The organism is Prauserella shujinwangii, assembly GCF_003001955.1.
GTDB lineage: Bacteria > Actinomycetota > Actinomycetes > Mycobacteriales > Pseudonocardiaceae > Qaidamihabitans > Qaidamihabitans shujinwangii.
This window is the reverse complement of sequence record NZ_PVNH01000002.1, coordinates 360,135-386,168: the sequence shown is the minus strand read 5'-3', so window position 1 is coordinate 386,168 and position 26,034 is coordinate 360,135. Positions and strand designations below refer to the sequence as shown.

Genomic DNA, 26,034 nt, shown 5'->3' with positions numbered 1-26,034 from the left:
TACGGGCCTCGACAGGTCCGGCTTGGCTAATAGTCTGACCCTTCGGCGGGTGGACACTGCGGAAGGCGAGGAGGGACAGTGACGGGTTCAGCCCAGGGAAGCTTCGGCTGGCTCATCACCGACTTCGTCCGCCGCGTCCCCGGAGCCGCGCACGCGGTCGTCGTCTCGGCCGACGGCCTGCTGCTCGCGGGGTCGGAAGGCCTGCCGAGGGAGCGCGCTGAGCAGCTCTCCGCCATCGCCTCCGGCCTGGTGTCGCTGACGCTCGGGGCGGCGCGGTGCTTCGAGGCGGGCAACGTCAACCAGACGGTCGTGGAGATGGAGCTGGGCTTCCTGTTCCTCATGACGATCAGCGACGGCTCCTCGCTCGCCGTGCTCGCCGCGCCGACCGCCGATATCGGCACGGTCGCCTACGAGATGACGCTGCTCGTCGAGCGCGTCGGGCAGCAGCTGACCCCCGAGATGCGGGCGCAGCTCCAGGGCGGTGTGCGCGGCTAGTGCGGATGCGGATTCACGGGCACGACGAGCCCGAGACGTCGGACGAGTGGGTCACCCTGCACCAGGGCACCGGACGGGAGGAGTTCGACGCTCCCGAACGGTTCGATCTCCACCGCCTGCCCAGGATGGTGCGCACCGAGCCCAGGACGGTGCGCACCGAGCCGGTGAGAACGACGCCCAAGCGCTCGCTGGTGCGGCCCTACGCGCGCACCGGCGGCCGGACCCGGCCACTGCAGGAACTCACCCTGGAGTCGCTGGTGTGGACGACCGAAGCCGGGCGCCGGTATCAGGGCGCGGTGTCGGGCGACCAGCGGTTCATCTGCGACCTGTGTGTCGAGTCCCGGTCGATCGCGGAGGTCGCCGCCTACGTCCACCTGCCGCTGGGCGTGGTGAAGGTGATGGTCGACGACCTCGCGAGCGCGGGCGCCGTCGAGATCCACAACCCCGGCCTGCTCGCGGCGGACCGGTCGTCGATCGACTTCATGTCGCGGATCCTGGAGGGCCTGCGCGCGCTCTGACCGCGGGCGCGCGGGTCAGTCCTCGACCAGCGCCGCCGAGGTGATGCGGTGCAGCGGGTACCGTTCGTTGCCCGCGCCCTCCAGCATGCCGCCGCCGACCCGGACCGGCGTGACCACCCGCTGGCTGGCCGTGCCGTGCGCGTCGACGAAGCCGATCCACACCTCCCGGCGTTCCCGGGTCGCCTCGGCCAGCAGCGCCAGCGTCGCCGACGTGTCCGAGCCGCCGCCCGCGGGCAGCCGCACCGACTTCCCCTTCCGGGTGGTGGCGGCCCGGTCGCCCGCCCTGATGTGCTTGCGGATCGCGTCCACCTGCTCCTCGCTCAGCCCGGCAGGTTCGGCGAGCGTGCGCCGCGCCTGCCTCGGCCGGGCGGGAATGCGCCGCCCGCTGGGTCGCAGGTCGACGATGCGGCCGTCCGGGCCCTCCGCGGCAGGGGCGAACCCCGCCCGCCGCAGCCCGTCCAGCACCTCGGCCAGCGGCACCGGGCTGACCAGGACCGTCGGCGCGATGCGGCGCAGCTCGTACTCGGTCGCGACCTGGTTGCCGAGCACCTCCGCGAGCAGCACCTCGTCGTCACAGCGCAGGAACGAGGCGGCCACGCCACCGCGCAGCCTGCCGTGCCTGCGGGCCACGTCGTCGATGAGGTAGGTGAGCGACTGCGGTACCGGGGTGGCGGAGCGGGAGCCGAACAGCTCGTGCAACTCGGTGGCGGTGCGCCCGGTGTCCAGCGCCCGCCGCACGGACGCCTCCGTGATCCGGTAGACCGTGGCATGCCCGGCCGACTCCACGTCGGCGACCGCGGCGATCTCCCTGGCCAGGTCCGGCTCCAGCGGGCCGGGCGCGACGACGGTCAGATCCGCCTGGACGAGGACGTGGTCGACGGGTTTCGGCATGGCGTCGGCCATCGCGCTCGCGGCGCCGTGCCGGTCCCCCGCGAGCAGCGCCGCCCCCGCCGACGTGAGCGCGCCCAGCGCGACCACACCCAGTGCCGCCGCTTCGGCCACCGTCCAGCGCACCGTCTGGTCGCGGAGCCTGCCGCCCCGGCGCGGCGCCCGCCACGCCAGGACGGCCACCAGCTCCTCGACACCGTGCACGCCCGCACCGGAGGGCAGCTCGCCCATCGTGTCCAGCACGCGCCGCCTGCTCGCGGGCGCGAGCGGGCGGCGCAGGTCCTCGGACAGGGTGAGCAGCGGCTTGTCCTTCGCATCCCTGGCACCGGCGAGCCCCGGCAGCCGGGGGAGGTCGAGCCAGGCCGCGGCCAGCGACACCCAGCGCTCCGGTGGGGCGGAGGCCAGCCACGAGTCGGTGAGCGTCGTCGGGACCCACTCCGGCGTGCTCTCCTGCGAGTCGGCGACCAGGCCCGCACCCACGACGAGCTCGGCGAGCAGCGTCGCACGGGCCTCGTCCACGTCCAGGTCCCTGGCGAGCCTGCGCAGCTCGCGGACCCCGAGACCGCCTGCCTTCAACACCGGCGGCGGCTGCTCCGACCAGGTGCGCAGCAGTGCCTCGGCGTGCCGGAGGAACTCCATCGCCTCGCCCGCCGCGGTGGCGTCCACGCTCTCCTGGCTGTGCGCGTCGACCGGCAGCTCGGGCTCGGCAAGCGTCTCCGGAGGGAACGCGAGCCCGCCGCGGAGGGCGAGACCCAGCTCCCTGGGCAGTTCCACCGTCGCCTCGTCGCGGCGCAGCAGCAGGCCGCGGGCCAGCAGTTTCTGCACCGGCGTCGTGGCCCGTTCCAGCGGGACCCGCGTCGCGGCGTCCCGCGTGCGGCCGATCGGCGGGCCGGCCGCGAGCTTGTCGAGCAGGGCGCGCTCGTCCTCGCCGAGCTCGGCGAGGACGGTGTCGCTGTCGATGTCCGCGAGCGCGGGCGCCGGGCCGCCCAGCCCGGCCGGGTAGGGGCCGAAGACCTCGCGCGCACCGGGCGCGACGCTGATCGCCTCGTCGTCGCCCCAGGCCAGCGCCCTGGCGCGGAGCCGGTCCAGCGCTCCGCCCACGTCGGTTCGCACGAGGGCCGCGACCCGCTCGCGCGGGACCGGCTCGGTGTCGGCGCCCGTGACCAGCAGCGTCTCCAGCACCGACAGCGTCGCGGTGTCGAGGTCCTCGCACGCCCGCGCCACCGAGCCTGCCGTGGCCGCGCGCGTCGCGAGCACGGTGGAGTCGGCGGGTGGTGGTGTCGCCAGGTCGCGCCGGACGCGCAGGAGGGCGGCCAGCGTGTCGTCGGACGCCGAGCGCAGCCAGTCCGCAAGAGTGGTCGCGGGCATCGCCGACCACGATATCCCCTGCGAGCGGGCGTCGGGCACACTGTCTGCGGACGTAGCGAGTGTGTGTGGAGGGACGACGTGGCGAAGGCCGACAAGCGGAAGCGGAAGCGGATCGACCCCAGCTGGCCGGAGACCCGCGAGGGCGAGCACCCGGTCTCGGAGCTGGCGGCCGACCGGCAGGGCGCGCTGTCCCCGTTCGGTGACGTGACGTTCCCGCTCGAGCAGGTGCCCTACGAGCACCCGGAGACCGAGATCAACAAGTCCTCCTGACCCGGAGCGCCCGCCCGGCAAAGTTACTGGTCAGTCACCGATCCTGGCGGTCGGTGGCGCCCGTCACGGGGATAATGTCTCCTCCCGTATCCAGCCCAATCTCGATGCGGGGGTAGTGCAATGCCGGTTCCCGGTCCCGGTTACTCGATCACCGTGCGGCTCGACGCCCCGGCGTCGGCCAGTGCGGCCGGAGACCTCACCAGCGCCGTCGGCCGGGTGGGCGGTGTGCTCACCGCGTTCGACGTCGTCGAGTCGCACGGCGACGCGATCGTCGTGGACATCACGGTCAACGTGCTGTCCGCCGACCACGCGGACGACATCACCAAGGCACTCGACACGCTGCCCGGCGTGCACGTGCGGAAGGTGTCCGACCGGACGTTCCTGATGCACCTCGGCGGCAAGCTCGAGGTGAGCCCCAAGGTCGCGCTGCGCAACCGCGACGATCTCTCCCGCGCCTACACGCCGGGTGTGGCCCGGGTCTGCCAGGCGATCGCGGCCAACCCGGAGGATGCGCGCAGGCTGACCATCAAGCGGAACACCGTCGCCGTGGTCACCGACGGCTCCGCCGTGCTCGGGCTCGGCAACATCGGCCCCGCCGCCGCGCTGCCCGTGATGGAGGGCAAGGCGGCGCTGTTCAAGAAGTTCGCGGGCGTCGACGCGTGGCCGGTGTGCCTGGACACCCAGGACACCGACGAGATCATCAGGACCGTGCGCGCGCTCGCGCCCGTCTACGCCGGGATCAACCTGGAGGACATCGCGGCGCCCCGCTGCTTCGAGATCGAGGCCCGGCTGCGCGAGCAGCTCGACATCCCCGTGTTCCACGACGACCAGCACGGCACCGCGATCGTGGTGGTGGCGGCGCTGCGGAACGCCCTGCGCGTGGTGGGCAAGCCCATCGAGAAGTGCAAGATCGTGGTCAGCGGGGTCGGCGCCGCGGGTTCGGCGATCATCCGGCTGCTCCTGCGCAAGGCGCCGGGCGACATCATCGCCGCCGACATCAACGGGATCGTGCACCCCGGTCGCGACGGGATGGACGGCAACCTGCGGTGGGTCGCCGAGCACACCAACAAGGACGGCCTCACCGGCACCCTGCACGACGCCCTCGTCGGGGCGGACGTGTTCATCGGCGTCTCGGCGCCCGACCTGTTCGGCGCCGAGCAGGTCGAGACCATGGCCGACGACGCGGTCGTGTTCGCCCTCGCCAACCCTGACCCGGAGATCGACCCGCTGGAGGCGCAGCGGCACGCGGCGGTGGTGGCGACCGGGCGCAGCGACTACCCGAACCAGATCAACAACGTGCTGGCGTTCCCCGGTGTGTTCCGGGGGCTGCTCGACGCGCAGGCGCACCACATCGACGACGAGATGTTGCTCGCGGCGGCCAACGCCATCGCGGACGTGGTGGACGACCGGCTCAACGCCTCGTTCATCGTGCCCAGCGTGTTCGACGCGGCCGTCGCGCCCGCGGTGGCCGAAGCCGTGCGGGCGGCCGCGCGCGGTGAGGAAGTAGCCTCGGCGGTGTGAGTGAACTCAGCCACGTCGGCGCCGACGGTGCCGCCCGGATGGTCGACGTCTCCGGCAAGGCGGTCACGGCGCGCACCGCGGTGGCCAGCGGCAGGGTGCGGACGACCGCCGAGGTCATCGGGTTGCTGTCGACGGATGGCCTGCCGAAGGGCGACGCCCTCGCCACGGCGCGGATCGCCGGGATCATGGGTGCCAAGCGCACGTCCGAGCTGATCCCGCTGTGCCACCAGATCGCACTGTCGAAGGTGGACGTCGCTTTCGAACTGGAAGCCGACAGTGTGCGCATCGAGGCGACCGCGCGCACCAGCGACCGCACGGGCGTGGAGATGGAGGCGCTCACGGCGGTGGCGGTGGCCGGGCTGACGGTGCACGACATGATCAAGGCCGTGGATCCGGCCGCGAGCCTGGACGAGGTGCGGCTGGAGCGCAAGGACGGTGGCAAGGCGGGCAGCTGGCGCCGGGAGGAGAACCGATGAAGCGCACCGCGAGGGTCATCGTCGCGTCCAACCGCGCCGCGAACGGCGTCTACCCCGACCGCACCGGGCCGGTGATCACGGCGTGGCTCGCCGAGCGTGGCTACGAGGTGCCGGAGCCGATCGTGGTGGAGGACGGCGACCCGGTAGGGCGGGCGCTGCGGCGGTGCGTCGGCGAGGAGGTGCACGTCGTCGTCACCACCGGCGGCACCGGCGTCTCGCCGACGGACCGCACGCCGGAGGCCACCGCGCCGGTGCTGGACTACGAGCTGCCGGGGCTGGCGGACGCGGTGCGGGCCGCGGGAAGCGACAAGGTGCCGACGGCGATCCTGTCGCGGGGCCTCGCCGGGGTCGCCGGCCGGACGCTCGTGGTCAACCTGCCGGGGTCGCGCGGCGGTGTCAGCGACGGCCTCGCCGTGCTCGACGGCGTGCTCGACCACGCGGTGAGCCAGCTGGCGGGGGAGGACCACCCGCGCCACGGGGAAGGAGAGCCCGACGGTGCCGCGGGCACGCCGGTGCGGATCGCGCTCGCACAGGTGACCGAGGCGGAGCTGTCGGTGGACGAGCACGCGCGGCTCGTCGACGACCGGGGTGCGGGCGCGGTGGTGACGTTCAGCGGGGTCGTCCGGGACCACGACGGCGGGCGCACGGTGAGCACGCTGTTCTACGAGGGGCACCCGACGGCCGGGGACGTGCTGGCCAGGGTCGTTTCCGAGGTCGCGGGCCACCGCGCGGGCGTGCGCGCGGTGGCCGTGAGCCACCGGCTCGGGGCGCTCGAGATCGGCGACGTGGCGCTGGCCTGCGCGGTCGCGGCGGACCACCGCGCCGAGGCGTTCGCGACGTGCGCGGACCTGGTGGACGAGGTGAAGGCCCGGCTGCCGGTGTGGAAGCACCAGAAGTTCGCCGACGGCACCGACGAGTGGGTCAACTCCCCCTGACCCGCCCGCGAGTCCCCCGCTCCCCCTCGCGAGTCCTGCGTCCAGACCCGCGAGTGCCGCGTTCGGGTCCGCGAGTGCTGCGCTCAGGCAGGCGAGTGTCCCGCTCCAGCGCGTGGGTGCCACGCTTCGGTGCCTGAATGCCGCGTAGCGAGCCGGGCGTACCGCGCCACGGGTCCGTGTCGCTGTGACTCGTAGCGGTGAGGCGGCAGCGTGTGCCGACGGCTGTGCTGTCGTCTGAGTGCCTCTCACCCTCGGTACGACGGTGGCCGCCGTGTCGACATGTCGATCGCCCAGTGCGGCGTTCAGCGCTTGAGTGGGGCATTCGCACGCCGGGCCGGGACACTCGCGCTGGAGCGCGGAACTCGGCGTCGCTCCGTCGCGGGTGGGCGGCTCGTGGGCACGGATGGCGGACACGGCGACGCAGATGGCGGACACGCGTGCACGAGCGGCGGACACGGCGACGCAGGTGGCGGACACGCGCGCAAGGGCCCCACCGCCCGGGGGATATGCGGTGGGGCCCTTGGTTACCCGCGATCGGCCGATCTTGTGTCGATCGCCAGCGGTGACCTTCGGTCAGGTCACTGGGTGGCGATCTTCTGGCCGACGACGATGTAGTCGGGGTTGGAGATGAACTCCTTGTTGAGCTCGTGGAGCTTCTTCCAGCCGCCCTTGACGTCCTCCGCCTCGGCGATCTTGGTGAGCGTGTCACCCGCCTTGACGGTGTAGTCGCCCTCCGGGTTCGACTTCGCGGTGCCGGTCAGGACCGGGGCCTGCGGAGCCGGGGCGGACGTCTCGACGCTCTGCTGCGACGAGCTGGAGCTGGAGCTCGAGCTGGAGCTCGAGCTGGACTGCGAGGAGCCCTGCGTGTTGGTGCCCTGGTAGCTCGCGCTCGAGCCGGCACGGGCACCGCAGACCGGCCAGGCACCGATGCCCTGGCCCTGCAGGACGCGCTCGGCGACGGCGATCTGCTCCGAACGGGAGGCGTTGTGGGGCATGCCCTGACCGCCGTAGGCCCGCCAGGTGCTCTCCTTGAACTGGAGACCGCCGTAGTAGCCGTTGCCGGTGTTGATGCTCCAGTTGCCACCGCTCTCGCACTGCGCGATCGCGTCCCAGTTGACGCTGTCCGCCTGCGCGGGGGTCGCGGCGATCGTCAGCGGGGCGCCCACCGCGAGACCCGCGGCAGCGACGCGAGCGAGGTGACGGGACGCAGCGGAGCTCTTTCGGTGCTTGCCTCGATAAGCCATTTTCGACTCGGTCTCACCTTCCGCGCCTCCGAACAACGAGGCAGGCCGCACGGACCTGACCGGCCGTGCTGGCCGGCTGACGTAGCCATGTGGCTGTCGTCCCCTCTCGTCCCAGTCCGGAAGTTTTCTTTCGCTCGGGGTTCGGGTCCGGGACTCCGCGGACTGGGCTCGGCGCTACGGAATCCCGGTCTTGCTGTGGTCGGTCGGGGCCAACCGAGAAGCGACGGTACGTAACGACGAGCGTGATCGGAAATTTTTGCGAGCGTGAGCTAGATCACAGTAACGGCACGCAACCTGTCGCGATTCCAGTGTTTTCGCAGGTCAGCGTGCCGTTACCGAGCCGTTTCCTACTCGAGATAATTCACGCAAAGTGAGGTCTGAGTCACGTGGGTTTCGGGCGTGTTGCTCCGTTGGTGACGGCCGCACGCACCCCTCTCAGGCGACTTTCCTGGCCCCCCGGAAGCCCCTCAGGAACTCCTCGAGACCCGCCAGGTCATCGGTGTTGATGTGATCGACGCCCGCCTCCAGCAACGCGGTCCAGAGGGCCTCCCGCGCCGGTCCCGGAGTGTCGGGCGTGGCCCAGAACCGTACCCGCTGACGCGCCGCGTGCGCGATCCGCACGATCTCCGCGAGCCGCGCCCGCTCCTCGGCCGGGAAGGGGCCGACGCCGGTCCACGTGAACAGCCGCGTCCAGTTGTCCGACACCAGCGGTGTGAGCCGGGCGTCGGAGCCGGGTCCGAGGTCGCTCTGGTCGACGATCCGGCCGTCGTAGAACGCCAGCCTGCTGCGCTGGGCGGCGAGGATGTCCCTCGGGCGGTTCCCGGACAGCACCACCGTGACGGCCCGCTCCCTGACCTTGCCCGCGGTGTAGGAGGTGAACAGGAACGAGTACCTCGGGTCACGCAGGCGCTGTTCCAGCGCCGCGTACGTCGGTCCGGCCGCGCTCTTGATGTCCACGAGCAACTGCAGCTCCGCGTGCCTGCGGTAGACGTGGCCGTGGTTGGCGAGCACCCGCCGCCGCAGCGGCTCCAGGTACAGCGCCTCCAGCGTGCGCTCCGGGGTGAGGTCCACGAGGTCGTGCCCGACGAGCAGTTCGCCGTCCACCAGGTAGATGTCCGCCTCGACGCTGGTGAACCCGTGGTCGAGCGCGTCGAGGAGGGGCCGGTCGTGCTCGTAGTCGTTGTGCGCGTGGGCCTGGGCCAGTGGCCGGACGTGCCAGTCGGGTCGGCCTGTCGCCGACGCGGGGGCGCTGACCAGGCCGAGGACGGCGAGGAACCCGAGTAGGACGGTGAGAACGCGGCGCGAGTTCGGCATGCGGCAAGCCTGCGCATGCCGGGCGGCCCCCAGGTGAAGAACGCCTCACCGGCCGGCCACCAGAAGGAGAAGTTCAGCCTCCCGCGAACGGGGGCAGCACGTCGAGCTCGGAGCCGTCCGGCAGCTCCCGCGCGGTGTCCCGCACGGCCAGCCCGTCCAGCAGGAAGCTCGCCGCCTCGAGGATGCGTGGCAGGTCACCGGGGTGCAGGCGCCGCAGCTCGGCCACGGCGTCGGCCACGGAGGCGCCGCCGGGGAGCCGCACCAGCTCCTCGTCGACCCCGCTCGCCGCGCGCGCGGACGCGAAGTACCGCACGAGCACGGTGGTCGAATGCTGCTCGCCCGGCCCGGCCGCCACGGGTCCAGAACTCACCGAGCCCACCGTCTCAGCCTCCGATCGCGCTCATCGGCCGGATCGGCTGGGCGAAACCGGCCTCGTTGATCTCGTGGCCCGCGAGCTTGCCCCACATCGTGTCGCGCCACACGTCCGCGATCTCCTCGTCACTGCCGCCGCCGCGGAGCAGCCCCCTCAGGTCGGTCTCGTCGGTGCTGAACAGGCACGACCGGATCGCGCCGTCCGCCGTCAGCCGCGTCCGCTCGCACGCGGCGCAGAACGGCCGGGTCACCGACGCGATCACGCCGACTTCGTGCGGTCCACCGTCCACCAGCCACCGCTCCGCAGGCGCGCCGCCCCGCTCGGCCGGGCTGGGAGACAGCGTGAACTCCCTGCCGAGCAGGTCGAGGATCTCGTCGGCGGTGATCATCTCCTTGCGGTTCCACCCGTGCTGCGCGTCGAGCGGCATTTGCTCGATGAACCGGAGGTGGTAGCCGTGCTCCAGGGCGAACCGGAGCAGCGGGGCCGCCTCGTGCTCGTTGACCCCGCGCACCAGCACCGCGTTGATCTTGACCGGGTCGAGGCCGGCCTCCCTGGCGGCGGCGAGCCCCGCCAGCACGTGGCCGAGCCGGTCGCGGCGGGTCATCCGGACGAACGTCTCGGGGTCGATGGAGTCGAGCGAGACGTTGATGCGGTCCAGCCCGGCCTCGGCGAACGCCCTGGCGCGCTTGGCGAAGCCGATGGCGTTGGTGGTCATCGAGAGCCGGGGCCGGGGGCGCAGTGCGGCGATCCTGGCCACCAGGTCCTCGAGGCGGGGACGCAGCAACGGCTCGCCGCCGGTCAGCCGGATGTCGGTGACGCCGAGGCGTTCGACGGCGATGCGCATGAGCCGCACCAGCTCGTCGTCACTGAGCACCTGCTCGTCCGGCATCCAGTCCAGGCCTTCGGCGGGCATGCAGTACGTACATCGGAGGTTGCACCGGTCCGTCAGCGACACGCGCAGGTCGGTGGCAACCCGGCCGAACGTGTCGATCAGGGCGGGGTTGTCCGGGCGTGGCTCGCGGGGCGCTCCGCCGGGCACCCGCGGCATGCCGAGCTGTACGGCTGTCATCGGTCCCAGCCTAATGCGGAAGGCGACAGATGTGAGCCTCGTCCCAAGCCGGACGCGGCCCGCGTTCTGGGGCCGGAGCTCCCTTCTTGCCTGGCGTTTCCGCAGATGCGGAGTTAGCCTCCGCATCATGCCGCAGTTTCGGTTTTCGGAAGCCGCCCGGTTGCTCGGGGTCAGTGACGACACGATCCGGCGCTGGGTCAGGGGCGGTCAGCTGGCCGCCGGAGAGGACGCCTCGGGCCGCAAGATCGTCGACGGTGCCGAGCTCGCCGCCTTCGCGCGGGCACAGGCCGAGGAGGCTCCCGACCCGTCCGGTGTCGGCCGCTCCGCGCGCAACCGTTTCGTGGGGCTGGTCACCGACGTGGTGGCCGACCGGGTGATGGCCAAGGTGGAGCTGCAGTGCGGGCCGAACCGGATCGTGTCGCTGATGAGCACCGAAGCCGTCGAGGAGCTCGACCTGCGGCCCGGCGTGCTCGCGGTCGCCGTCGTGAAGGCGACCCAGGTGGTGGTGGAGATCCCCGGGGCGACGCGATGAGGCGGCCGCTCGCCGCCTGCCTCGCCGCCGTGCTGCTCACCACGGCCTGCGGTGGCGGCGGCGAACGGACGGTCACCGTCTTCGCCGCCTCCTCGCTCACCGGCGTGTTCGGCGCGCTCGAGCAGCGGTTCGAGGCCGATCATCCCGGGGTGGACGTCCGGCTGAACCTCGCGGGCTCCACCAGGCTGGCGCAGCAGATCCGCGAGGGCGCCCCCGCCGACGTGTTCGCCTCGGCGAACGCGGCCACGATGGCCGACGTGGCGGATGCCGGGCTGGTCGACGGGGAACCGGCGACGTTCGCCACCAACGAGCTGACCATCGCGGTCGCCCCCGGCAACCCGCGAGGGATCTCCTCCTTCGCCGACCTCGCCGATCGCGGGCTGACCCTCGTCACGTGCGCGCCGCAGGTGCCCTGCGGCGCGGCGACGCGCGAGGTCGAGCGGGCGACCGGCGTGGACCTCCGGCCGGACAGCGAGGAGCCGAACGTCCGGGCCGTGCTCACCAAGGTCGAGACCGGCGAGGCCGATGCCGGTGTGGTGTATGTCACGGACGTGCGGTCGGCCGGGCAGCGGGTCACCGGGGTGCCGTTCGCCGAGGCGCGGGAGGCCGTCAACGACTACCCGATCGCCGTGCTCCGGAACGCGGCCGACACCTCGCTCGCGCGCCGGTTCCGGGACCTGGTGCTCGGCGCGGCCGGGCAGCGGGAACTCGCCGAGGCCGGTTTCGGTGCGCCCTGACCGGGGAGTGCCGCGCGCGCTCTGGATTCCCGCGGGGCTCGCGCTGGCCCTCGTCGTCCTGCCCGTGGCCGGCCTGCTCGCCCGCGCCGACTGGGCCCGGCTGCCCGAACTGCTGACCTCCGCCGCCGCGCTGAACGCCCTGCGGCTCTCCCTCGTCACGGCGGCCTTGTCCACAGTGGCCTGCGTGCTGCTCGGGACACCGCTCGCGGTGGTGCTGGCGCGCTCGGCCGGACGCGGCGTGCGGGTGCTGCGGGCGGTGGTGCTGCTGCCGCTCGTGCTGCCGCCCGTCGTCGGCGGGCTGGCGCTGCTGTTCCTGCTCGGCCGCAACGGCTTCCTCGGCTACCTGCTCGACGTGGTCGCCGGGGTCAGAGTCCCGTTCACCACCGCGGCCGTCGTGATCGCGCAGACGTTCGTCGCGATGCCGTTCCTCGTCGTCAGCCTGGAAGGCGCGCTGCGTGGCTCGGGGGACCGGTTCGAGCGCGTGGCCGCCACGCTCGGCGCGCGGCCGTGGACCGTGTTCCGCCGGGTCACCGTCCCGCTGCTGCTGCCCGCGCTCGGCTCGGGCGCGGTGCTGAGCTTCGCGCGGGCGCTCGGCGAGTTCGGCGCCACCATCACGTTCGCGGGCAGCTTGCAGGACGTCACCCGCACCCTGCCGCTGGCGGTCTACAACCAGGCGGAGACCGACGTGGACAGTGCGATCGCGCTCGCGCTGCTGCTGGTGGTGGTCGCCGTGCTGGTGATCGTCGTGGCGCGGCCGAGGGCGCTGGAGGGGATCCGGTGACGAGCCTGCACGCCGATCTGACCGCGCGGCGCGGCGAGTTCGCCCTCGACGTGCGCTTCGACGTGCCCGCGGGGTCGGTCCTGGCGGTGCTCGGCCCCAACGGTTCCGGCAAGTCCACGTTGCTCGGCTGCCTCGCCGGCCTGCATCTTCCCGACCGGGGCACGATCACGCTGCGCGGCCGCACCCTGACCTCCGCCCCCCGCGTGCACGTGCCGCCGCACGCCAGGAGCGTGGGCCTGCTCGCCCAGGACGCGCTGCTGTTCCCGCACCTGTCCGTGCTGGACAACGTGGCGTTCTCGCCCCGTGCGCGCGGTGCCTCGAAGGCGGCCGCGCGGGAGGTCGCGCTGCGCTGGCTGACCGAAGTGGACGCCGTGGGGCTCGCCGGGCGCAGGCCGGGCCAGCTTTCCGGAGGGCAGGCGCAGCGCGTCGCCGTGGCCAGGGCGCTCGCCGGGGACCCCGCGCTGCTGCTGCTCGACGAGCCGCTCGCGGCGCTCGACGTCGACGCCGCTCCCGCCGTCCGCGGCCTGTTGCGCAGGGTGCTCGGGGCGCGGGAGCCGGAGCGGGCGACCGTGCTCGTCACGCACGACCCGCTGGACGCGCTCGCGCTGGCCGACCACGTCGTGGTGCTCGCGCGGGGCCGGGTGGTCGAGCGCGGGCCGACGCGGCAGGTGCTCGGTGCGCCGCGCAACCCGTTCACCGCCCGGATCGCCGGGCTCAACCTGGTGCCGGGCACGGCGACCGCGGACGGTCTGCGCACCCGGGGCGGTGGGCACGTCAGCGGGCTGCCCGCGCCGGACGTGGTGCCGGGGGAGCCCGCCGTCGCCGTCTTCGCGCCCGGCGCGGTCGCCGTGCACCCGGCGGGCGCGCCGCCGAAAGGCAGTCCCCGCAACACGGTCGGCGCCGTGGTGGGCGGGCTGGAGCCGCACGGGGCCGTCGTGCGGCTGCGGGCCGTCGACGGCGAGGACTGGGCCGAGGGGGTCACCGCGGACCTCACGCCGTCGGCCGTCGCGGAGCTGGGGCTGGAACCGGGGACGCCGGTCCGGCTCGCGGTGAAGGCGACCGCGGTGGCCATCCACCCGGCTCCGAGCCAATAGGCTCTGCCCCATGAGCGATCAGCGGTGGAGCTACCTGACCGACATGGACGGCGTGCTCGTGCAGGAAGAGCACATGATTCCGGGCGCGGACGAGTTCCTCGCCGAGCTGAGGTCGAACGGCACCAGCTTCCTCGTGCTGACCAACAACTCCATCTACACCCCTCGCGACCTGCGGGCCAGGCTGCTCGCGAGCGGCCTGGACGTGCCGGAGGAGGCCATCTGGACCTCCGCGCTGGCCACCGCGAAGTTCCTCGACTCCCAGCGCCCGAACGGCTCGGCGTTCGTGATCGGGGAGGCCGGGCTGACCACGGCGCTGCACGAGGCCGGTTACGTCCTCACCGACCGTGACCCGGACTACGTCGTGCTCGGTGAGACCCGGACGTACAGCTTCACCGCGATCACCAGGGCCATCCGGCTCATCCAGGGCGGTGCCCGGTTCATCGCGACCAACCCCGACGCGACCGGCCCGAGCCGCGAGGGCGTGCTGCCCGCGACCGGCTCGATCGCGGCCCTGATCGAGAAGGCGACCGGTCGGGCGCCGTACTTCGTCGGCAAGCCGAACCCGTTGATGATGCGCTCGGCGCTGCGGGCGCTGGGCGCGCACTCGGAGCACACGCTGATGATCGGCGACCGGATGGACACCGACGTGCACTCCGGGATCGAGGCCGGGTTGCAGACGATTCTCGTGCTCAGCGGGATCTCCACCAGGGACTCCGCGGAGCGTTACCCGTACCGGCCCACGCTCGTCCTGGACTCCATCGCGGACCTGGTGGGGCGCACGAAGGACCCGTTCGGGGCAGCCTGACCAGGTCGCCCGCCGCGTGGGGGCCTATCGTCGGGGCGTGATGGAGGAACCGACGTTCGTGGTCGGCGACGTGCACGGCTACCGCGACGAGCTCGCCGACGCCCTGCACGAACGCGGTCTCGTCGACGACTCCGACGACTGGGCGGGTGGTGGCGCCCGCCTGTGGTTCCTCGGTGACTTCGTGGACCGGGGCCCCGACGGCATCGGTGCGATCGACCTCGTCCGGAAGCTGCAGCGGCAGGCGCGGGACGCGGGCGGTTCGGTGGAGACCCTGCTCGGCAACCACGAGATCCTGCTGCTCGGGATGTACCGCTTCGGCGACACCCCGGTGCCCTCGGACTTCGGGCCGCGCAGCTTCGCGCGGAGCTGGGAGATCAACGGCGGCCAGCTCGCCGACCAGGACGAGCTGACCGAGGAGCATGTGGAGTGGCTGGTGTCGCGACCGCTCGTCGCGCACGCCGCGAACCACCTGCTCGTGCACTCCGACACGCTCGAGTACCTGGAATGGGGAGCCACCGCGGAGGAGATCAACACGACCGTCCAGGACGTGCTCCGCGGCGACGACCTCGAGTCGTGGTGGGAAGTGTGGCGGCGGATGACCACGCGATACGCCTTCCGCGGTCCGCGCGGCCAGGACGCCGCCGAGACGCTGCTGGAGCGCCTCGGCGGCGAGCGCGTGGTGCACGGGCACAGCGTGATCGCCGACCAGCTCGGCATCCACCCCACGCAGATCGAGGCGCCCTACCTGTACGCGGGCGGCAAGGCGCTCGGTGTCGACGGTGGCCTGTTCGTCGGCGGTCCCTGCCTGGTGGTTCCGCTGCCGTGGGAGCCGGAGGACTGAGCCGTCAGCCGCGCGCGAGGATCTCGCGCACGGAGTCGGCCAGCGGCGTGGTCGGGCGGCCGAGCAGCGCCTTCAGCTCGCCCGTTGTCCCGGCGAGCAGGCCCTGCCTGGTGTCCGCGTCGAGCCCGACCACGAGGTCGACGACGGCGTCCGGCAGCCCGGCCGACGCCAGCGCGGCGCGGTGCTCCTCGGGGCTGACGTCCCGGTACCCGACCTCCCGGCCGGCCGCCGCGGAGATCTCCGCGGCCAGGTCCGCGTAACTCCAGGCCGTGTCGCCGGAGAGCTCGTAGACCCGGCCCTCGTGGCCGGCGCTGGTCAGGACGACGGCCGCCGCCTCCGCGTAGTCGGCGCGCGGGGCGCTGGCGACCCGCCCTTCGCCCGCGCTGCCCAGGTAGACACCCGTCTCGGCGGCCTGCCGGATGTTCTGCTCGTAGTTCTCCGTGTACCAGTTGTTCCGCAGGAACGTGAACGGCAGGCCGGACTCGCGGATGATCCGCTCGGTCTCGCGGTGTTCCGGGGCCAGGATCAGCGGCGACGTGTCGGCCTTCGGCGCGCTGGTGTAGACGAGGTGCCCGGCTCCGGCCTCCTTGGCGGCCACCACCACGGCGGCGTGCTGCGGGACCCGCCTGCCGACCTCGCTGCCGGAGATGAACAGCACGCGGTCGGCTCCCGCGAACGCCGACGGCAGCGTCTCCGGCCGGTCGTAGTCCGCCTCGCGGACCTCGACGCCCAGGTCCGCGGCCTTGGCGGGATTCCGCACCGCGGCGACGACCTCCGTGTCGGGTACCCGCTCCCGCAGTGCCGCGAGCGCGAGCCTGCCCAGCTGGCCGGTGGCTCCGGTGACGACGATCATCCGTTCTCTCCTCGGTTCGCAACGACTAGTTCAAGGTTCAACTTAGTACTAACTATTCGAAAGTGCCAACTGGAAGTTAGTACAGTCACCTGCGGGTATCCTGGGTGGTGTGGAGGACGACATCGACCGGCTCGTGCCGGACGTGTTCTCCCGCCGGTGCGACTCACGCACCGCGCTGGAGCACGTCACGGGCAGATGGGGCATCCTCGCGATGGCCGCGTTGCTGGAGGGCACGTTCCGGTTCAACGCCCTGCGCAGGCGGGTCGACGGCGTGAGCGAGAAGATGCTGGCGCAGACCCTGCAACAGCTGGAGCGGGACGGGTTCGTGCACCGCGAGGCGCGGCCGACCATCCCGCCGCACGTGGAGTACAGCCTCACCGCGCTGGGCCGGGCTGTGGCCGAGCGGCTGCACGACCTGATCGAACTCGTGGAGGGCAGGCTGCCCGAGGTGCTGGCCGCGCGGGCGGCCTACGACGCGGCGGTCACCGGGGTGCCGGGACGATCTCGCGCCCCAGCGGGAGGAGCGACACCGGGACCAGCTTGAAGTTGGCCACCCCGAGCGGGATGCCGATGACCGTCAGGCACAGCAACACGCCGGTGACGACGTGCTCGAGGGCCAGCCACCAGCCGGCGAACACGATCCACACGATGTTCCCGAGCAGCGAGGGCGCTCCCGCGCCGGGCCGGTCGGCCAGCGTGCGGCCGAACGGCCAGAGCGCGTAGTTGGCGATGCGGAACGACGCGATGCCGAACGGGATCGTGACGATCAGCAGGCAGCAGATGATGCCGGCGACGGCGTACCCGACCGCCAGCCAGAAGCCGGCCAGCACCAGCCAGATCACGTTCAGCAACAGCCGCATGGCGCCATCGTTCCAGCGGAGCCGCACCGCCCGCCACTCGCGCCGGCCGGCAGTGAAGGCCACCTTGACTGCGTTCAACGCACTCGAGGTGGCCTTCACTGCCCGTGGGCGGCTCAGCCGAGCAGTTGGCCCGCCGTGACTGTGACGGCCTGCCCGGAGATCGTCACCCGGTCACCGCGCAGGGCCATGCGCACGACACCGCCGCGCGGCGAAGCCTGCTCCCCGGCCAGCTCCGTGCGGCCGAGCCGCCGCAACTCGCCGCTGCGGGTGGCGAACACCTGCCGCCCGCCGAGCACGTGGGTGGCGGCGAGCGTGGCGTGCCCGCACAGGCTCACCTCGGTGACGGGGGTGAACCAGCGCAGCGGCTTGGGCTCCTCGCTCACGACGACGAACGCGGTGTCGGCGTGTCCCAGCTCGTTCGCGACCGCCTGCATCCACGCCGGGTCGGCGGGGGAGTCCAGCAACACCACGCCCGCCGGGTTGCCCCGGAACGGTTCCGCGGCGAACGCGTCGACGGTGTGCAGCCGCACGCCGGTCTTCTGCCCGGTCACGGAGATTCCCTCCATCTGCAGATGTGCCGACGGTCACACCCGTTTCTACACTCCGGGGTGCCGTCAGTCGCGACGTCGAGGGAGGCACCATGCCAGGCGCACCAGCCGTGCCGAGTTACTCGTCGGGTACATCCGACGTCCCGCTGCTCGGGGACACGATCGGTGACAACCTGGACCGGACCGTGCAGACGTTCGGCGACCGGGACGCGCTCGTGGACCGCCCGTCCGGCCGCCGGTGGAGCTACCGGGAGCTGGCCGCCGAGGTCGACGCGCTGGCGCTCGGCCTGCTGGAGCGCGGCATCGGCAAGGGTGACCGCGTCGGCATCTGGGCACCGAACTGTGCGGAGTGGACGCTCACCCAGTACGCGACGGCCAAGATCGGCGCGATCCTGGTGAACATCAACCCGGCCTACCGCTCGCACGAGCTGGAGTACGTGCTCAACCAGGCCGGGATCACGATGCTCGTCGCGGCCGAGAGCTTCAAGACCTCCGACTACCAGGGCATGATCGCCGAGGTCCGGCCCCGCTGCCCGGAGCTGGCGGACGTCGTGCTGCTCGGTGGCGACGACTGGAACGCGCTGCTGGAGAGCGGGCGGAACGCCGACCCCGAGCGGCTCGCCCGGGTCCGCGACACGCTGAGCGCCGACGACCCGATCAACATCCAGTACACCTCGGGCACGACGGGCTTCCCCAAGGGCGCCACGCTGTCCCACCACAACATCCTCAACAACGGCTTCTTCGTCGGCGAGCTGTGCAACTACACCGAGGCCGATCGCGTGTGCATCCCGGTGCCCTTCTACCACTGCTTCGGCATGGTCATGGGCAACCTGGCGTGCACAAGCCACGGGGCCTGCATGGTGATCCCCGCGCCCTCGTTCGAGCCCAGGGCCACCCTGCAGGCGGTCGAGGCCGAGCGGTGCACCTCCCTGTACGGCGTGCCGACGATGTTCATCGCGGAGCTGGCCGAGCCGGGCTTCGACGAGTTCGAGCTCTCCTCGCTGCGGACCGGCATCATGGCGGGCTCGCCGTGCCCGGTGGAGGTGATGAAGCAGGTCATCGAGCGGATGGGGATGGCAGAGGTGTCCATCTGTTACGGCATGACGGAGACGTCCCCGGTGTCCACGCAGACCAGGGCGGACGACTCGATCGAGCGCCGGGTGTCGACGGTCGGCCGGGTCGGGCCGCATCTGGAGGTCAAGATCGTGGACCCGGAGACCGGGCTGACCGTGCCGCGCGGCACGCCCGGCGAGTTCTGCACGCGTGGCTACTCGGTGATGCTCGGCTACTGGGAGCAGCCGGACAAGACCGCGGAGGCCATCGACCGGGCGCGCTGGATGCACACCGGGGACCTCGCCGTGATGGACGACGAGGGCTACGTCAACATCACCGGCCGGATCAAGGACATGGTGATCCGCGGCGGGGAGAACATCTACCCGAGGGAGATCGAGGAGTTCCTCTACACCCACCCGGACATCCTCGACGCGCAGGTGATCGGCGTGCCGGACGCCAAGTACGGCGAGGAGCTGATGGCGTGGGTGCGCATGCGGGAGGGCGCGCGGCCGCTGACCGCGGACACGCTGCGCGAGTTCTGCTCGGGCAAGCTCGCGCACTACAAGATCCCGCGCTACGTCCACGTGGTCGAGGACTTCCCGATGACCGTCACCGGGAAGGTCCGCAAGGTCGAGATGCGCGAGCGGGCCATCGAGCTGCTCGGCCTGCAGAACCTGGCCAAGGCCCGGCACGCGTGACGAGCCGCCACGACTTCGCCGGTTTCCCGCCGCACGGGGGAACGTGACGGCGCACCGCGCCCGCCGTCGCCGTCCTCCGGGATTTCCCCAATGTGGCATCGGGTGCGTTCAACGCACCGGATGCCACATTGGGTGCGTTCAGCGCAACCGATGCCACATTGGGGGCGTGCTCAGGAGACGGGCTGGCGCAGGGCCGCGGTGATCTGCTCGGTGGTGAGCCGCCGCTCGCTGACGTAGTAGAGCGTGGAGCCCGCGGGAAGTTCGGTCCGCCAGTTCGGGTTGACGATCAGCTCCGAATCGGTCCGCGCCGCGAGCAGTGTCGCACCGTGGCCCCTGCCCAGCGCCGTCCGGCAGTGGTCGACCAGCACGGGACCGAGGGACTCCGGCAGCGGCACCGAGTAGGTGTTGGCCCCGCCGTGGGTCATCAGCTCCGCGTACACCTCGGCGATGCCCGGCGAGGTGAGTTCCTCGGTGATCATGCGCGGGGTGTGCCACTGCACGCAGCGGATGCCCGCGTCGACGTAGTGGATCAGCGACGTCTGCGCCATGTCGCGCAGGGTCACCACGATGTGCGCCGACTCGACCACGTGGTCGACGATCACCGCGATCGCCAGCGCCTCGTTGTCGTCCCGCGCGTCGACCAGGACCGTGCGGGCGCGGTGCACCCCGGCGCGCCGCAGCGTTTCCGGATCGTTGAGCTCGCCCCGCACGAACTCGACCGGTTCCTCCGGCATCGGGTGCGTGGCCACGTCGTCCCACGCGCACAGCACCACTGTGGACGTGCCGTCGGCGAGCAGCTCGTGCACGATCCGTTCGGTGCGGCCCGCGGTGTAACCGATCAGCACCACGTGGCCGGACGCGTCCACGGTGATGGCTCCTTGCATTCGTCGCCCCCTCGCCTGTTCGAGTATCGAGGCCATCTTCGTGAACACGGTGGTCAGCGTCACGATGCCGCCGACGATCACGTAGGCGCCCACGACGTGCCCCGCGCCGGTCTCGGGGTAGTAGTCGCCGTAGCCGACGGTCGCCGCGGTCACGACGAAGTACCACCAGAAGTTCTCCGGCCGCACCAGCGCGCTGCCGTCCGGCTCGGCCAGCGCCATCAGCGGCCAGCTCGTCACGAAGACGAAGACGATCACCACGATCGGCGTCGCCCAGCTGCGCAGTACCAGCAGCCGGGCGAGCAACCTGGACAGGAAGAACGGCACGGGCCCAACCTAAACCGTCGTGAGTGAAAAAGGCACAGTGGCCCGGAGCGTCTCCGCCGGGGGTGGTGGCCGGGCGACGGGTGGGCGTTCTTACCACGGTTACCACTCACGAGCGCTACCGAGCCGATGCCTCCGCGAAAGCCTTCGCGTCCTCCTGGCCGAAGGTCTCCTCCAGTTGCTCCGGCGTGTAGTCGAGGTCGATGTCGGCCACGTTCGCGCCCCGGGCCGACTCGATCGCACCGAGCCTGCGCTGCGCGCGGTCGGCCGCGTACTGCACGAACTCCTGGTTGTCGATGCCGAACGGGGGCTCGTCGAACTGCTGGTTGACCCACTCGATCATGTTCAGCGCGTGCGGCAGGAGCTCGGCCATCCGCTGCTGGACGACCTCCCACAGAGAGTCGTCCGCGGCGACGTGCCTGCGGCAGGTGAACGTGCCCCACGCCATGTGCCTGCGCTCGTCGTCGCCGATGCGCCGCACCAGCTCCTGCATGCCGGGCAGGATGTTCCGCGAGGTGCACACCTTCTGCCACGCGTAGTACCCGGTGAGTGCCAGGCTGCCCTCGATGACGTGGTTGTACGTCACGCTCGCGCGGATCTGGTTGGCCGGGCTGGGGTCGTTGTCCAGCGCGTGCAGCGACTCCGGCAGCTCCTCGTAGAAGAGCTTGCGGTAGTGCGGGTTCTCGGCGACGAACGGGTGCAGGTCCTCGGTCAGCCCGACCGCGTCCATCCAGCGCCGGAACACCTCGGTGTGCTTGGCCTCCTCGAAGCAGAACTGGGTGAGGTACATCTCGTCGCCGAGCCTGCCCTCGGCCGCCATGGCCTTCATGAACGGCTGGATGTCCTCGGTCACCGCCTCCTCACCGGCGATGAACTGCGCGCACAGGTACGTCGCCGAGCGGCGCTCCTCGTCGGTGAGGGTCAGCCAGTCGTCGTGGTCGGCGCCGAAGTCGATGTCCGCGGGATTCCAGAACTTCTTGTTGCCCTTGACGAACAGGCGCAGTGGGAACGCGTCCCAGTTGAGTCCGCCCCGGCGCAGCGAGTGGAAACCCTCGCGGCGCGGCGTGGTCGTTGCGGTCATCGTCGCCTCCAGTCACTCCGTTGTGGACGAATAGTGCTCGACGAGTGGTGCGATCACCCCGCACACCACGTCGGCGGCCTCGGCGGGCGAGTGTGTGGGCAGCATGAGATGGCTCAGCGTCAGCCGGACCATGGTCTCGGCGACCAGTGCGGGCCTGCTCAGCCCGGGCGCCCGCTCCCGCAGGTGGGCCTCGGCGACCTCGGCGGCGGCCCGCAGGATCGGCTCGCCCCTGGTCGTCAGCAGGGGCAGCAGGTCCTCCGCGACCTCGGTGCCGAGCGCGGCAGCCACCAACGGGTTCTCCCTGGCGTGCTCGATGGTGAACACCGTGGCGGCGTGGATGCCGTCGCGCAGCTCGACCTCGGCACTCAGCCGGCGCTGGATGCCGTCGAGGAACTCGGCCGCGGTCCGCAGCGCCACGGCCTGCACGAGCGCGGACTTGCTGCCGAACTCGTTGTAGACGGTCTGCCTGCTGACGCCGACGTTCGTCGCGACGTCCGCCATGCGCAGCCCCGCGTAGCCACGCTCGGGCAGGAGCGCGGTCGCGGCGTCGAGCAACTCCTCGCGCAGGGATGCCCTGGCTCGCGCCGTGAAGCTGGTGATCTGCGACACGTCTGACACGAACCTAGCTTGACACCAGAAGTCTGTGTGTCAAGTCAGTGGACATCATCCGTATGTGTGTACACGCAGGGCGGGCGGCTACCGTGTCCGACCGTGGGGATGTGCGTCGGCTTCGACCTGGACATGACACTGATCGATCCGCGCGAGGGCATGGTGCCCGCGATGCGGCGGCTCGCTGAGGAGACCGGCCTTGACCTCGACGGTGAGCGGTTCGCGGCCAACCTCGGCCCGCCCCTGCACCAGGTGCTGCGCGACTTCGGGGCGCCGGAGGACCGGATTCCCGGGCTGGTGACCCGGTTCCGGGACTTCTACCCGGACGTCGTGGTGCCGCGCACCGTCGCCCTGCCCGGCGCGCTGGCGGCGCTGCGGGCGGTGCGCGACGGCGGCGGGCGCACGCTGGTGGTCACGGGCAAGTACGCGCCCAACGCGGCGCTGCACGTCGCGGAGCTCGGGCTGCCCGTCGACACGCTCGTCGGCGACCTCTGGTCCACCGGCAAGGCGGCCGCGCTCACGCGGCACGGAGCCGTGGCCTACGTCGGTGACCACGTCGGCGACATGCGGGGCGCGCTCGCGGCGGGCGCCGTGCCGATCGGGGTGGCCACCGGGCCGTGCCCGCGGGAGGAACTGCTGGCGGCAGGTGCCCAGGTGGTGTTCGACTCGCTCGAGGAGTTCCCCGGGTGGCTGCGCCTCGGCGGGCTCAGCGGCTCCGGTGCTCCCGCACCAGGGCCACCAGCCCCAGTCCCAGACCGAGCGGGGTGATCACGCCCGCGGCGGCGCTGAGCCAGACCGGCAGGTCGCGCATGCCCGCCGCGAAGAGGACGAACACCGCGACGACCGCCACCATCCCGATGGCGAACAACCCGATGCCCACACGCATCAACCAGGGCTTGCGGGTACGGGAACCGGAATTGTCGTGGACGGCGGCCTGCATGGGAGCCATCCTAAGGTCGCCCGCTTCTTCTCCCTACGGTGTGTGGCGAGATAGGCTTGGTGGACACGCGTCCTGGGTACGCACCTGGGGCGCGTTCGTCGTGCGGGGCCGGCGAACGCCGTCGGACTCGTTGCAGCTTCAGTGAAGGAACGGTGAGGGCAGTGCCGACCGGCAAGGTCAAGTGGTACGACGCGGAGAAGGGGTTCGGCTTCGTCACGCAGGACGGCGGCGAGGACGTCTACATTCGCAAGTCCGCGCTACCGCAAGGGGTGGAGTCCCTGAAGGCCGGCCAGCGGCTGGAGTTCGGCGTGGCCGACGGCCGCCGTGGGCCGCAGGCGCTGTCCGTACGGCTGCTCGACCCGCCGCCCTCGGTCGCCGAGGCGCGCCGCCGCCCCGCGGAGGAGCTGCACGGCCTCATCGAGGACATGTTCAAGTTGCTGGAAATGCGGGTCCAGCCGGAGCTGCGCCGAGGGCGCTACCCGGACCGCAAGTACACCAAGCGCATCGCCGAGGTGATGCGTGCGGTGGCGCGCGACCTGGACCCGTGAGCTCACGAGGGCTCGACCTGCAACGACCACACCCCGCGGACGACGAGCTGCGGCTGGCCTGCCTCGTCCAGAATCGGCTCACCCCGCTCGTTCGCGGCGTAGGCGGCGCCCAGCTGCTGGATCTCCACCACCACCAGCTGGCCTTCCGGTGAGTCCGGCCGGGCGGTGTAGGCATGCTGCTCGCCGTCGGTGAACACCTCCTGCCGCACCGGCCGTGGGGAGCCGTCCGGGCCGAGGTACTGCACGTTCACCGCCCACGGCGTCTCGGCGACGTCGGCGGGCACCGAGACCTGGACCGGCTCGCCGGGGCGCGCCTTCAGCGTCGCCGCGGTGCCGCCGCGCTCGCAGTCGCGCACGAGCGCGTCGCAGTAGATCAGCGGCTGCGCCCGTACGGTGTCTCCGTCGGCGTAGAAGCTGACCTCGGGGGCGCCGGGTGCGGAACACCCCGCCGTCACCAGTGCGCCCCCGGTCAGGAGCGCCACCAGAACACGTCGCATACCGCGAAGACTACGAGCCGGTGCGGAAGGGTCGCCCGGCCGGTCCCCGCTGGGCACCGGCCGGGCCGGGGGGCCGGGGCCGGGTGCCGCCGAGGCGGGGCACCAGCGACGAACCCCGGCGCACCAGCCACGTCTGCCCGAGGCCGAGCGCCAGCAGCAGGGAGACGGTGAGGAAACCGATCCAGTAGGTGGGCGGCAGCAGCAACCCGACCGCGCCACCGAACACCCACGACAGTTGCAGCACCGTCTCGGAGCGGCCGAACGCCGAGGCGCGCGACTCCTCGGGCATGTCGTGCTGGATCACCGCGTCGAGGCTGTTCTTCGCCAGCGCGCTCGCCGTCGCGCCGACCAGGCCGACGACGGCGGCCGTCGGAATCCCGGCCAGCAGGGCGGCGAGCACGGTCGAGGCGAGCGCGGCGGAAAGACAGCCGAGGATGACCTGATCCGGTTTGCCGAAGTGCATCCGGGAACCGAGTGCGTTGCCGACGAACCCGCCCGCGCCGGCGGCCGCGCCGATGACGCCGAGCAGCAGCAACTGGACGAACGGGCTCTGCCCGTCCTGCTCGGCCTGCGCCTTCACGGCGAACGCCGCGAACATCATCAGGAACCCGGTGAGCACGCGGATGGAACCGTTGCCCCAGAGGGCCACGACGACGTGCCCGCCCATCGGCTGCCGCTTCTTCCGTTCCGGGCGGGCCGTGAGCGACGCGGGGACCTCACCCTCCGTGACCTCGACCCACGACGGGATCCGCATGGCCTGCACCGCGCCGACCAGGCAGATGGCGGCGGTGAACCACAGCGCCCCCGCCGGGCCGACAGCCCAGTTCACCCCGCTGGCCAGCGCCCCGAACACGCCCGCGGACGCCAGCCCGAACACGGCGAGCCGCGCGTTGGTCTTGGACAGCGTGATGTCCGGCGGCACCACTCTCGGCGTGACCGCCGCCTTCAGCACCATGAAGGACTTGGACAGCACCATCTTGCCGAGCGCGGCAGGGTAGAGGCCCCAGTCGTTGAAGTGCAGCGCCATCAGCACGCACATGAGTGCCTGGCCCGCCGAGACCAGGCTCATCGCGAGCCTGCGTCCCCGCTGCACCCGGTCGAGGGCCGGCCCGATCACCGGCGCGACGAGCGCGAACGGCGCGATCGTGATCAGCAGGTACAGCGCGACCCGGCCGCGGCTCTCGCCGCTGCTCGCGGCGAAGAACAGCGTGTTGGCCAGCGCGATGGCCATCGCGGCGTCGCTGGCGTAGTTCAGCATCACCGCGTACGTCAGCGAGGTCAGCCCGGACTTGTCGGCGCCGTCGGCCCTGGTGGCGCGGTGGAAGGCGTCGACGGCCTGGCCGGTGAGCTGCCTGCCCCGCATCGCCGCGACCCGGGTCACCGTGATCTTCTTCGGCAGTTTCGGCCGTGCGGACCCCGCGCCGTCGAACCGGTGCTCGGCCTGCGTCGGCTCGCCGTCGCCCTCCGGTTCGGGGCGTGGCTGGCCCGGTGCGTAGCCGCCCGTGTCGTAGCGCTCGTAGCCGCCCTGCCGGTCGCGCCACGGGGGCGGTGGTACGCGGTCGCGGCGCAGTGGTTCGGTGCGCCACCGGCCGGGGTCACCCGGCGGGTACGGCCGGGCGCCCCGCCCCTGCGGTGGCGGCCCGCCCGCCGCCGACGGATGAGGTGCCGCACCGGTCGGCGCCTCGTCCGCCGTCGGGACGGACTGCGCGCCACCGGGATAGGCGCGGGTGGGTGGTGGCGGGTGCTCGGCGCGGGTGCGTTCCCCCCGCGGAGACGCGGGCCCCTGCTCGGGGGCCCACTTCCGCCTGGCCTTGCGACCGGCACGCCCGATACCCAGGCGGCCGAACCGGGGGCCGTCTGGTTCGGAACGCATGCCTCAAT

General features: G+C 72.1%; 30 protein-coding genes. 16 read left to right on the top strand and 14 right to left on the bottom strand.

All coding sequences use genetic code 11. The annotated features are described in order from the left end of the window. The first annotated feature begins 78 nt into the window (after positions 1-78). Both B0I33_RS05175 and B0I33_RS05170 read left to right on the top strand, forming a co-directional pair. Entirely contained in the window at positions 79-495 is a 417-nt protein-coding gene (locus B0I33_RS05175; protein ID WP_106177369.1) for a roadblock/LC7 domain-containing protein, read from the top strand. A 5-nt stretch (positions 496-500) separates the two neighbouring features. Beyond that, positions 501-1,013, top strand: a complete 513-nt coding sequence (locus B0I33_RS05170; protein ID WP_106177671.1) for a DUF742 domain-containing protein — start codon at positions 501-503, stop codon at positions 1,011-1,013. 15 nt (positions 1,014-1,028) lie between these two features. On the opposite strand, the gene B0I33_RS05165 is transcribed toward B0I33_RS05170, so the two are convergent. Beyond that, entirely contained in the window at positions 1,029-3,269 is a 2,241-nt protein-coding gene (locus B0I33_RS05165) for a helicase-associated domain-containing protein (RefSeq protein WP_106177368.1), read from the bottom strand. Between the two features lie 78 nt (positions 3,270-3,347). Between B0I33_RS05165 and B0I33_RS05160 the strand changes: the two genes are divergently transcribed. The 4 genes from B0I33_RS05160 to B0I33_RS05145 all read left to right on the top strand — a co-directional run bounded on the left by B0I33_RS05160 (position 3,348) and on the right by B0I33_RS05145 (position 6,471). Beyond that, complete coding sequence (locus B0I33_RS05160) at positions 3,348-3,539, top strand: hypothetical protein (RefSeq protein ID WP_106177670.1); 192 nt, start codon at positions 3,348-3,350, stop codon at positions 3,537-3,539. Positions 3,540-3,659: 120 nt separating this feature from the next. After that, positions 3,660-5,060, top strand: coding sequence for an NAD-dependent malic enzyme (locus B0I33_RS05155; protein WP_106177367.1), 1,401 nt, complete (start codon positions 3,660-3,662; stop codon positions 5,058-5,060). Beyond that, on the top strand, positions 5,057-5,536 hold the full coding sequence (gene moaC, locus B0I33_RS05150) for a cyclic pyranopterin monophosphate synthase MoaC (protein ID WP_106177366.1): 480 nt from the start codon (positions 5,057-5,059) through the stop codon (positions 5,534-5,536). Before B0I33_RS05155 ends, moaC begins: the two co-directional genes overlap by 4 nt. Beyond that, a complete protein-coding gene (locus tag B0I33_RS05145; RefSeq protein WP_106177365.1) occupies positions 5,533-6,471 on the top strand; it encodes a molybdenum cofactor biosynthesis protein MoaE in 939 nt (312 codons plus the stop codon). Before moaC ends, B0I33_RS05145 begins: the two co-directional genes overlap by 4 nt. A gap of 578 nt (positions 6,472-7,049) precedes the next feature. On the opposite strand, the gene B0I33_RS05140 is transcribed toward B0I33_RS05145, so the two are convergent. The 4 genes from B0I33_RS05140 to moaA form a co-directional block, all read right to left on the bottom strand. Further along, entirely contained in the window at positions 7,050-7,715 is a 666-nt protein-coding gene (locus B0I33_RS05140; protein WP_106177364.1) for a LysM peptidoglycan-binding domain-containing protein, read from the bottom strand. 435 nt (positions 7,716-8,150) lie between these two features. Beyond that, complete coding sequence (locus B0I33_RS05135; protein WP_106177363.1) at positions 8,151-9,029, bottom strand: phosphatidylinositol-specific phospholipase C/glycerophosphodiester phosphodiesterase family protein; 879 nt, start codon at positions 9,027-9,029, stop codon at positions 8,151-8,153. A gap of 73 nt (positions 9,030-9,102) precedes the next feature. Continuing rightward, entirely contained in the window at positions 9,103-9,408 is a 306-nt protein-coding gene (locus B0I33_RS05130; RefSeq protein ID WP_106177362.1) for a MoaD/ThiS family protein, read from the bottom strand. Positions 9,409-9,412: 4 nt separating this feature from the next. After that, on the bottom strand, positions 9,413-10,471 hold the full coding sequence (gene moaA / locus B0I33_RS05125; protein ID WP_106177361.1) for a GTP 3',8-cyclase MoaA: 1,059 nt from the start codon (positions 10,469-10,471) through the stop codon (positions 9,413-9,415). A gap of 127 nt (positions 10,472-10,598) precedes the next feature. Between moaA and B0I33_RS05120 the strand changes: the two genes are divergently transcribed. From B0I33_RS05120 to B0I33_RS05095, 6 genes are read left to right on the top strand one after another with little or no spacing between them, the layout of a single operon-like run. Further along, on the top strand, positions 10,599-11,003 hold the full coding sequence (locus B0I33_RS05120) for a TOBE domain-containing protein (RefSeq protein ID WP_106177360.1): 405 nt from the start codon (positions 10,599-10,601) through the stop codon (positions 11,001-11,003). Then, complete coding sequence (gene modA, locus B0I33_RS05115) at positions 11,000-11,740, top strand: molybdate ABC transporter substrate-binding protein (RefSeq protein ID WP_106177359.1); 741 nt, start codon at positions 11,000-11,002, stop codon at positions 11,738-11,740. Before B0I33_RS05120 ends, modA begins: the two co-directional genes overlap by 4 nt. A 7-nt stretch (positions 11,741-11,747) precedes the next feature. Then, a complete protein-coding gene (locus B0I33_RS05110; RefSeq protein WP_106177358.1) occupies positions 11,748-12,521 on the top strand; it encodes an ABC transporter permease in 774 nt (257 codons plus the stop codon). Next, on the top strand, positions 12,518-13,615 hold the full coding sequence (locus tag B0I33_RS05105) for a sulfate/molybdate ABC transporter ATP-binding protein (RefSeq protein ID WP_106177357.1): 1,098 nt from the start codon (positions 12,518-12,520) through the stop codon (positions 13,613-13,615). Before B0I33_RS05110 ends, B0I33_RS05105 begins: the two co-directional genes overlap by 4 nt. Before the next feature lie 10 nt (positions 13,616-13,625). Continuing rightward, a complete protein-coding gene (locus B0I33_RS05100; RefSeq protein ID WP_106177356.1) occupies positions 13,626-14,420 on the top strand; it encodes an HAD-IIA family hydrolase in 795 nt (264 codons plus the stop codon). A 40-nt stretch (positions 14,421-14,460) separates the two neighbouring features. Further along, positions 14,461-15,261 (top strand): metallophosphoesterase, encoded by an 801-nt coding sequence (locus B0I33_RS05095; protein ID WP_106177355.1) that lies wholly within the window; start codon positions 14,461-14,463, stop codon positions 15,259-15,261. A gap of 4 nt (positions 15,262-15,265) precedes the next feature. Here the strand turns inward: B0I33_RS05095 and B0I33_RS05090 are convergent, their stop codons facing one another. Further along, positions 15,266-16,114 carry an SDR family oxidoreductase gene (locus B0I33_RS05090; protein ID WP_106177354.1) on the bottom strand — a complete coding sequence of 283 codons (849 nt, stop codon included), beginning with the start codon at positions 16,112-16,114 and terminating at the stop codon, positions 15,266-15,268. Positions 16,115-16,223: 109 nt separating this feature from the next. Here B0I33_RS05090 and B0I33_RS05085 point away from each other — a divergent pair, with 109 nt between their 5' ends. Continuing rightward, positions 16,224-16,658: a winged helix-turn-helix transcriptional regulator gene (locus B0I33_RS05085; protein ID WP_106177353.1), complete on the top strand. Its 435-nt coding sequence runs from the start codon at positions 16,224-16,226 to the stop codon at positions 16,656-16,658. Here B0I33_RS05085 and B0I33_RS05080 read toward each other — a convergent pair. Both B0I33_RS05080 and B0I33_RS05075 read right to left on the bottom strand, forming a co-directional pair. Beyond that, positions 16,597-16,974 (bottom strand): YccF domain-containing protein, encoded by a 378-nt coding sequence (locus tag B0I33_RS05080; RefSeq protein ID WP_106177352.1) that lies wholly within the window; start codon positions 16,972-16,974, stop codon positions 16,597-16,599. The genes B0I33_RS05085 and B0I33_RS05080 overlap by 62 nt on opposite strands. A 113-nt stretch (positions 16,975-17,087) precedes the next feature. Continuing rightward, positions 17,088-17,504: a PhzF family phenazine biosynthesis protein gene (locus tag B0I33_RS05075; RefSeq protein ID WP_106177669.1), complete on the bottom strand. Its 417-nt coding sequence runs from the start codon at positions 17,502-17,504 to the stop codon at positions 17,088-17,090. Between the two features lie 110 nt (positions 17,505-17,614). Between B0I33_RS05075 and B0I33_RS05070 the strand changes: the two genes are divergently transcribed. Next, a complete protein-coding gene (locus B0I33_RS05070; protein WP_106177351.1) occupies positions 17,615-19,273 on the top strand; it encodes an AMP-binding protein in 1,659 nt (552 codons plus the stop codon). 170 nt (positions 19,274-19,443) lie between these two features. Here the strand turns inward: B0I33_RS05070 and B0I33_RS05065 are convergent, their stop codons facing one another. From B0I33_RS05065 to B0I33_RS05055, 3 genes are all read right to left on the bottom strand, one after another. After that, entirely contained in the window at positions 19,444-20,481 is a 1,038-nt protein-coding gene (locus tag B0I33_RS05065; RefSeq protein WP_106177350.1) for an ion channel, read from the bottom strand. A gap of 115 nt (positions 20,482-20,596) precedes the next feature. Next, the gene (locus B0I33_RS05060) at positions 20,597-21,559 is read right to left on the bottom strand and encodes a R2-like ligand-binding oxidase (protein ID WP_106177349.1); all 963 of its coding nucleotides are present in this window, start codon (positions 21,557-21,559) and stop codon (positions 20,597-20,599) included. Positions 21,560-21,571: 12 nt separating this feature from the next. Then, positions 21,572-22,168 (bottom strand): TetR/AcrR family transcriptional regulator, encoded by a 597-nt coding sequence (locus tag B0I33_RS05055; RefSeq protein WP_106177348.1) that lies wholly within the window; start codon positions 22,166-22,168, stop codon positions 21,572-21,574. A 102-nt stretch (positions 22,169-22,270) separates the two neighbouring features. Between B0I33_RS05055 and B0I33_RS05050 the strand changes: the two genes are divergently transcribed. After that, positions 22,271-22,936: an HAD family hydrolase gene (locus B0I33_RS05050; RefSeq protein ID WP_106177347.1), complete on the top strand. Its 666-nt coding sequence runs from the start codon at positions 22,271-22,273 to the stop codon at positions 22,934-22,936. Here B0I33_RS05050 and B0I33_RS05045 read toward each other — a convergent pair. Continuing rightward, positions 22,875-23,108: a hypothetical protein gene (locus tag B0I33_RS05045; RefSeq protein WP_106177346.1), complete on the bottom strand. Its 234-nt coding sequence runs from the start codon at positions 23,106-23,108 to the stop codon at positions 22,875-22,877. The genes B0I33_RS05050 and B0I33_RS05045 overlap by 62 nt on opposite strands. 161 nt (positions 23,109-23,269) lie before the next feature. On the opposite strand from B0I33_RS05045, the gene B0I33_RS05040 reads away from it, so the two are divergent. Next, positions 23,270-23,656, top strand: coding sequence for a cold-shock protein (locus B0I33_RS05040; RefSeq protein WP_106177345.1), 387 nt, complete (start codon positions 23,270-23,272; stop codon positions 23,654-23,656). A gap of 2 nt (positions 23,657-23,658) precedes the next feature. Here B0I33_RS05040 and B0I33_RS05035 read toward each other — a convergent pair whose 3' ends face one another. Both B0I33_RS05035 and B0I33_RS05030 read right to left on the bottom strand, forming a co-directional pair. After that, a complete protein-coding gene (locus B0I33_RS05035) occupies positions 23,659-24,153 on the bottom strand; it encodes a DUF2771 family protein (protein WP_106177344.1) in 495 nt (164 codons plus the stop codon). A gap of 10 nt (positions 24,154-24,163) precedes the next feature. Then, positions 24,164-26,026 carry an MFS transporter gene (locus B0I33_RS05030; protein ID WP_106177343.1) on the bottom strand — a complete coding sequence of 621 codons (1,863 nt, stop codon included), beginning with the start codon at positions 26,024-26,026 and terminating at the stop codon, positions 24,164-24,166. Positions 26,027-26,034: the final 8 nt, after the last annotated feature.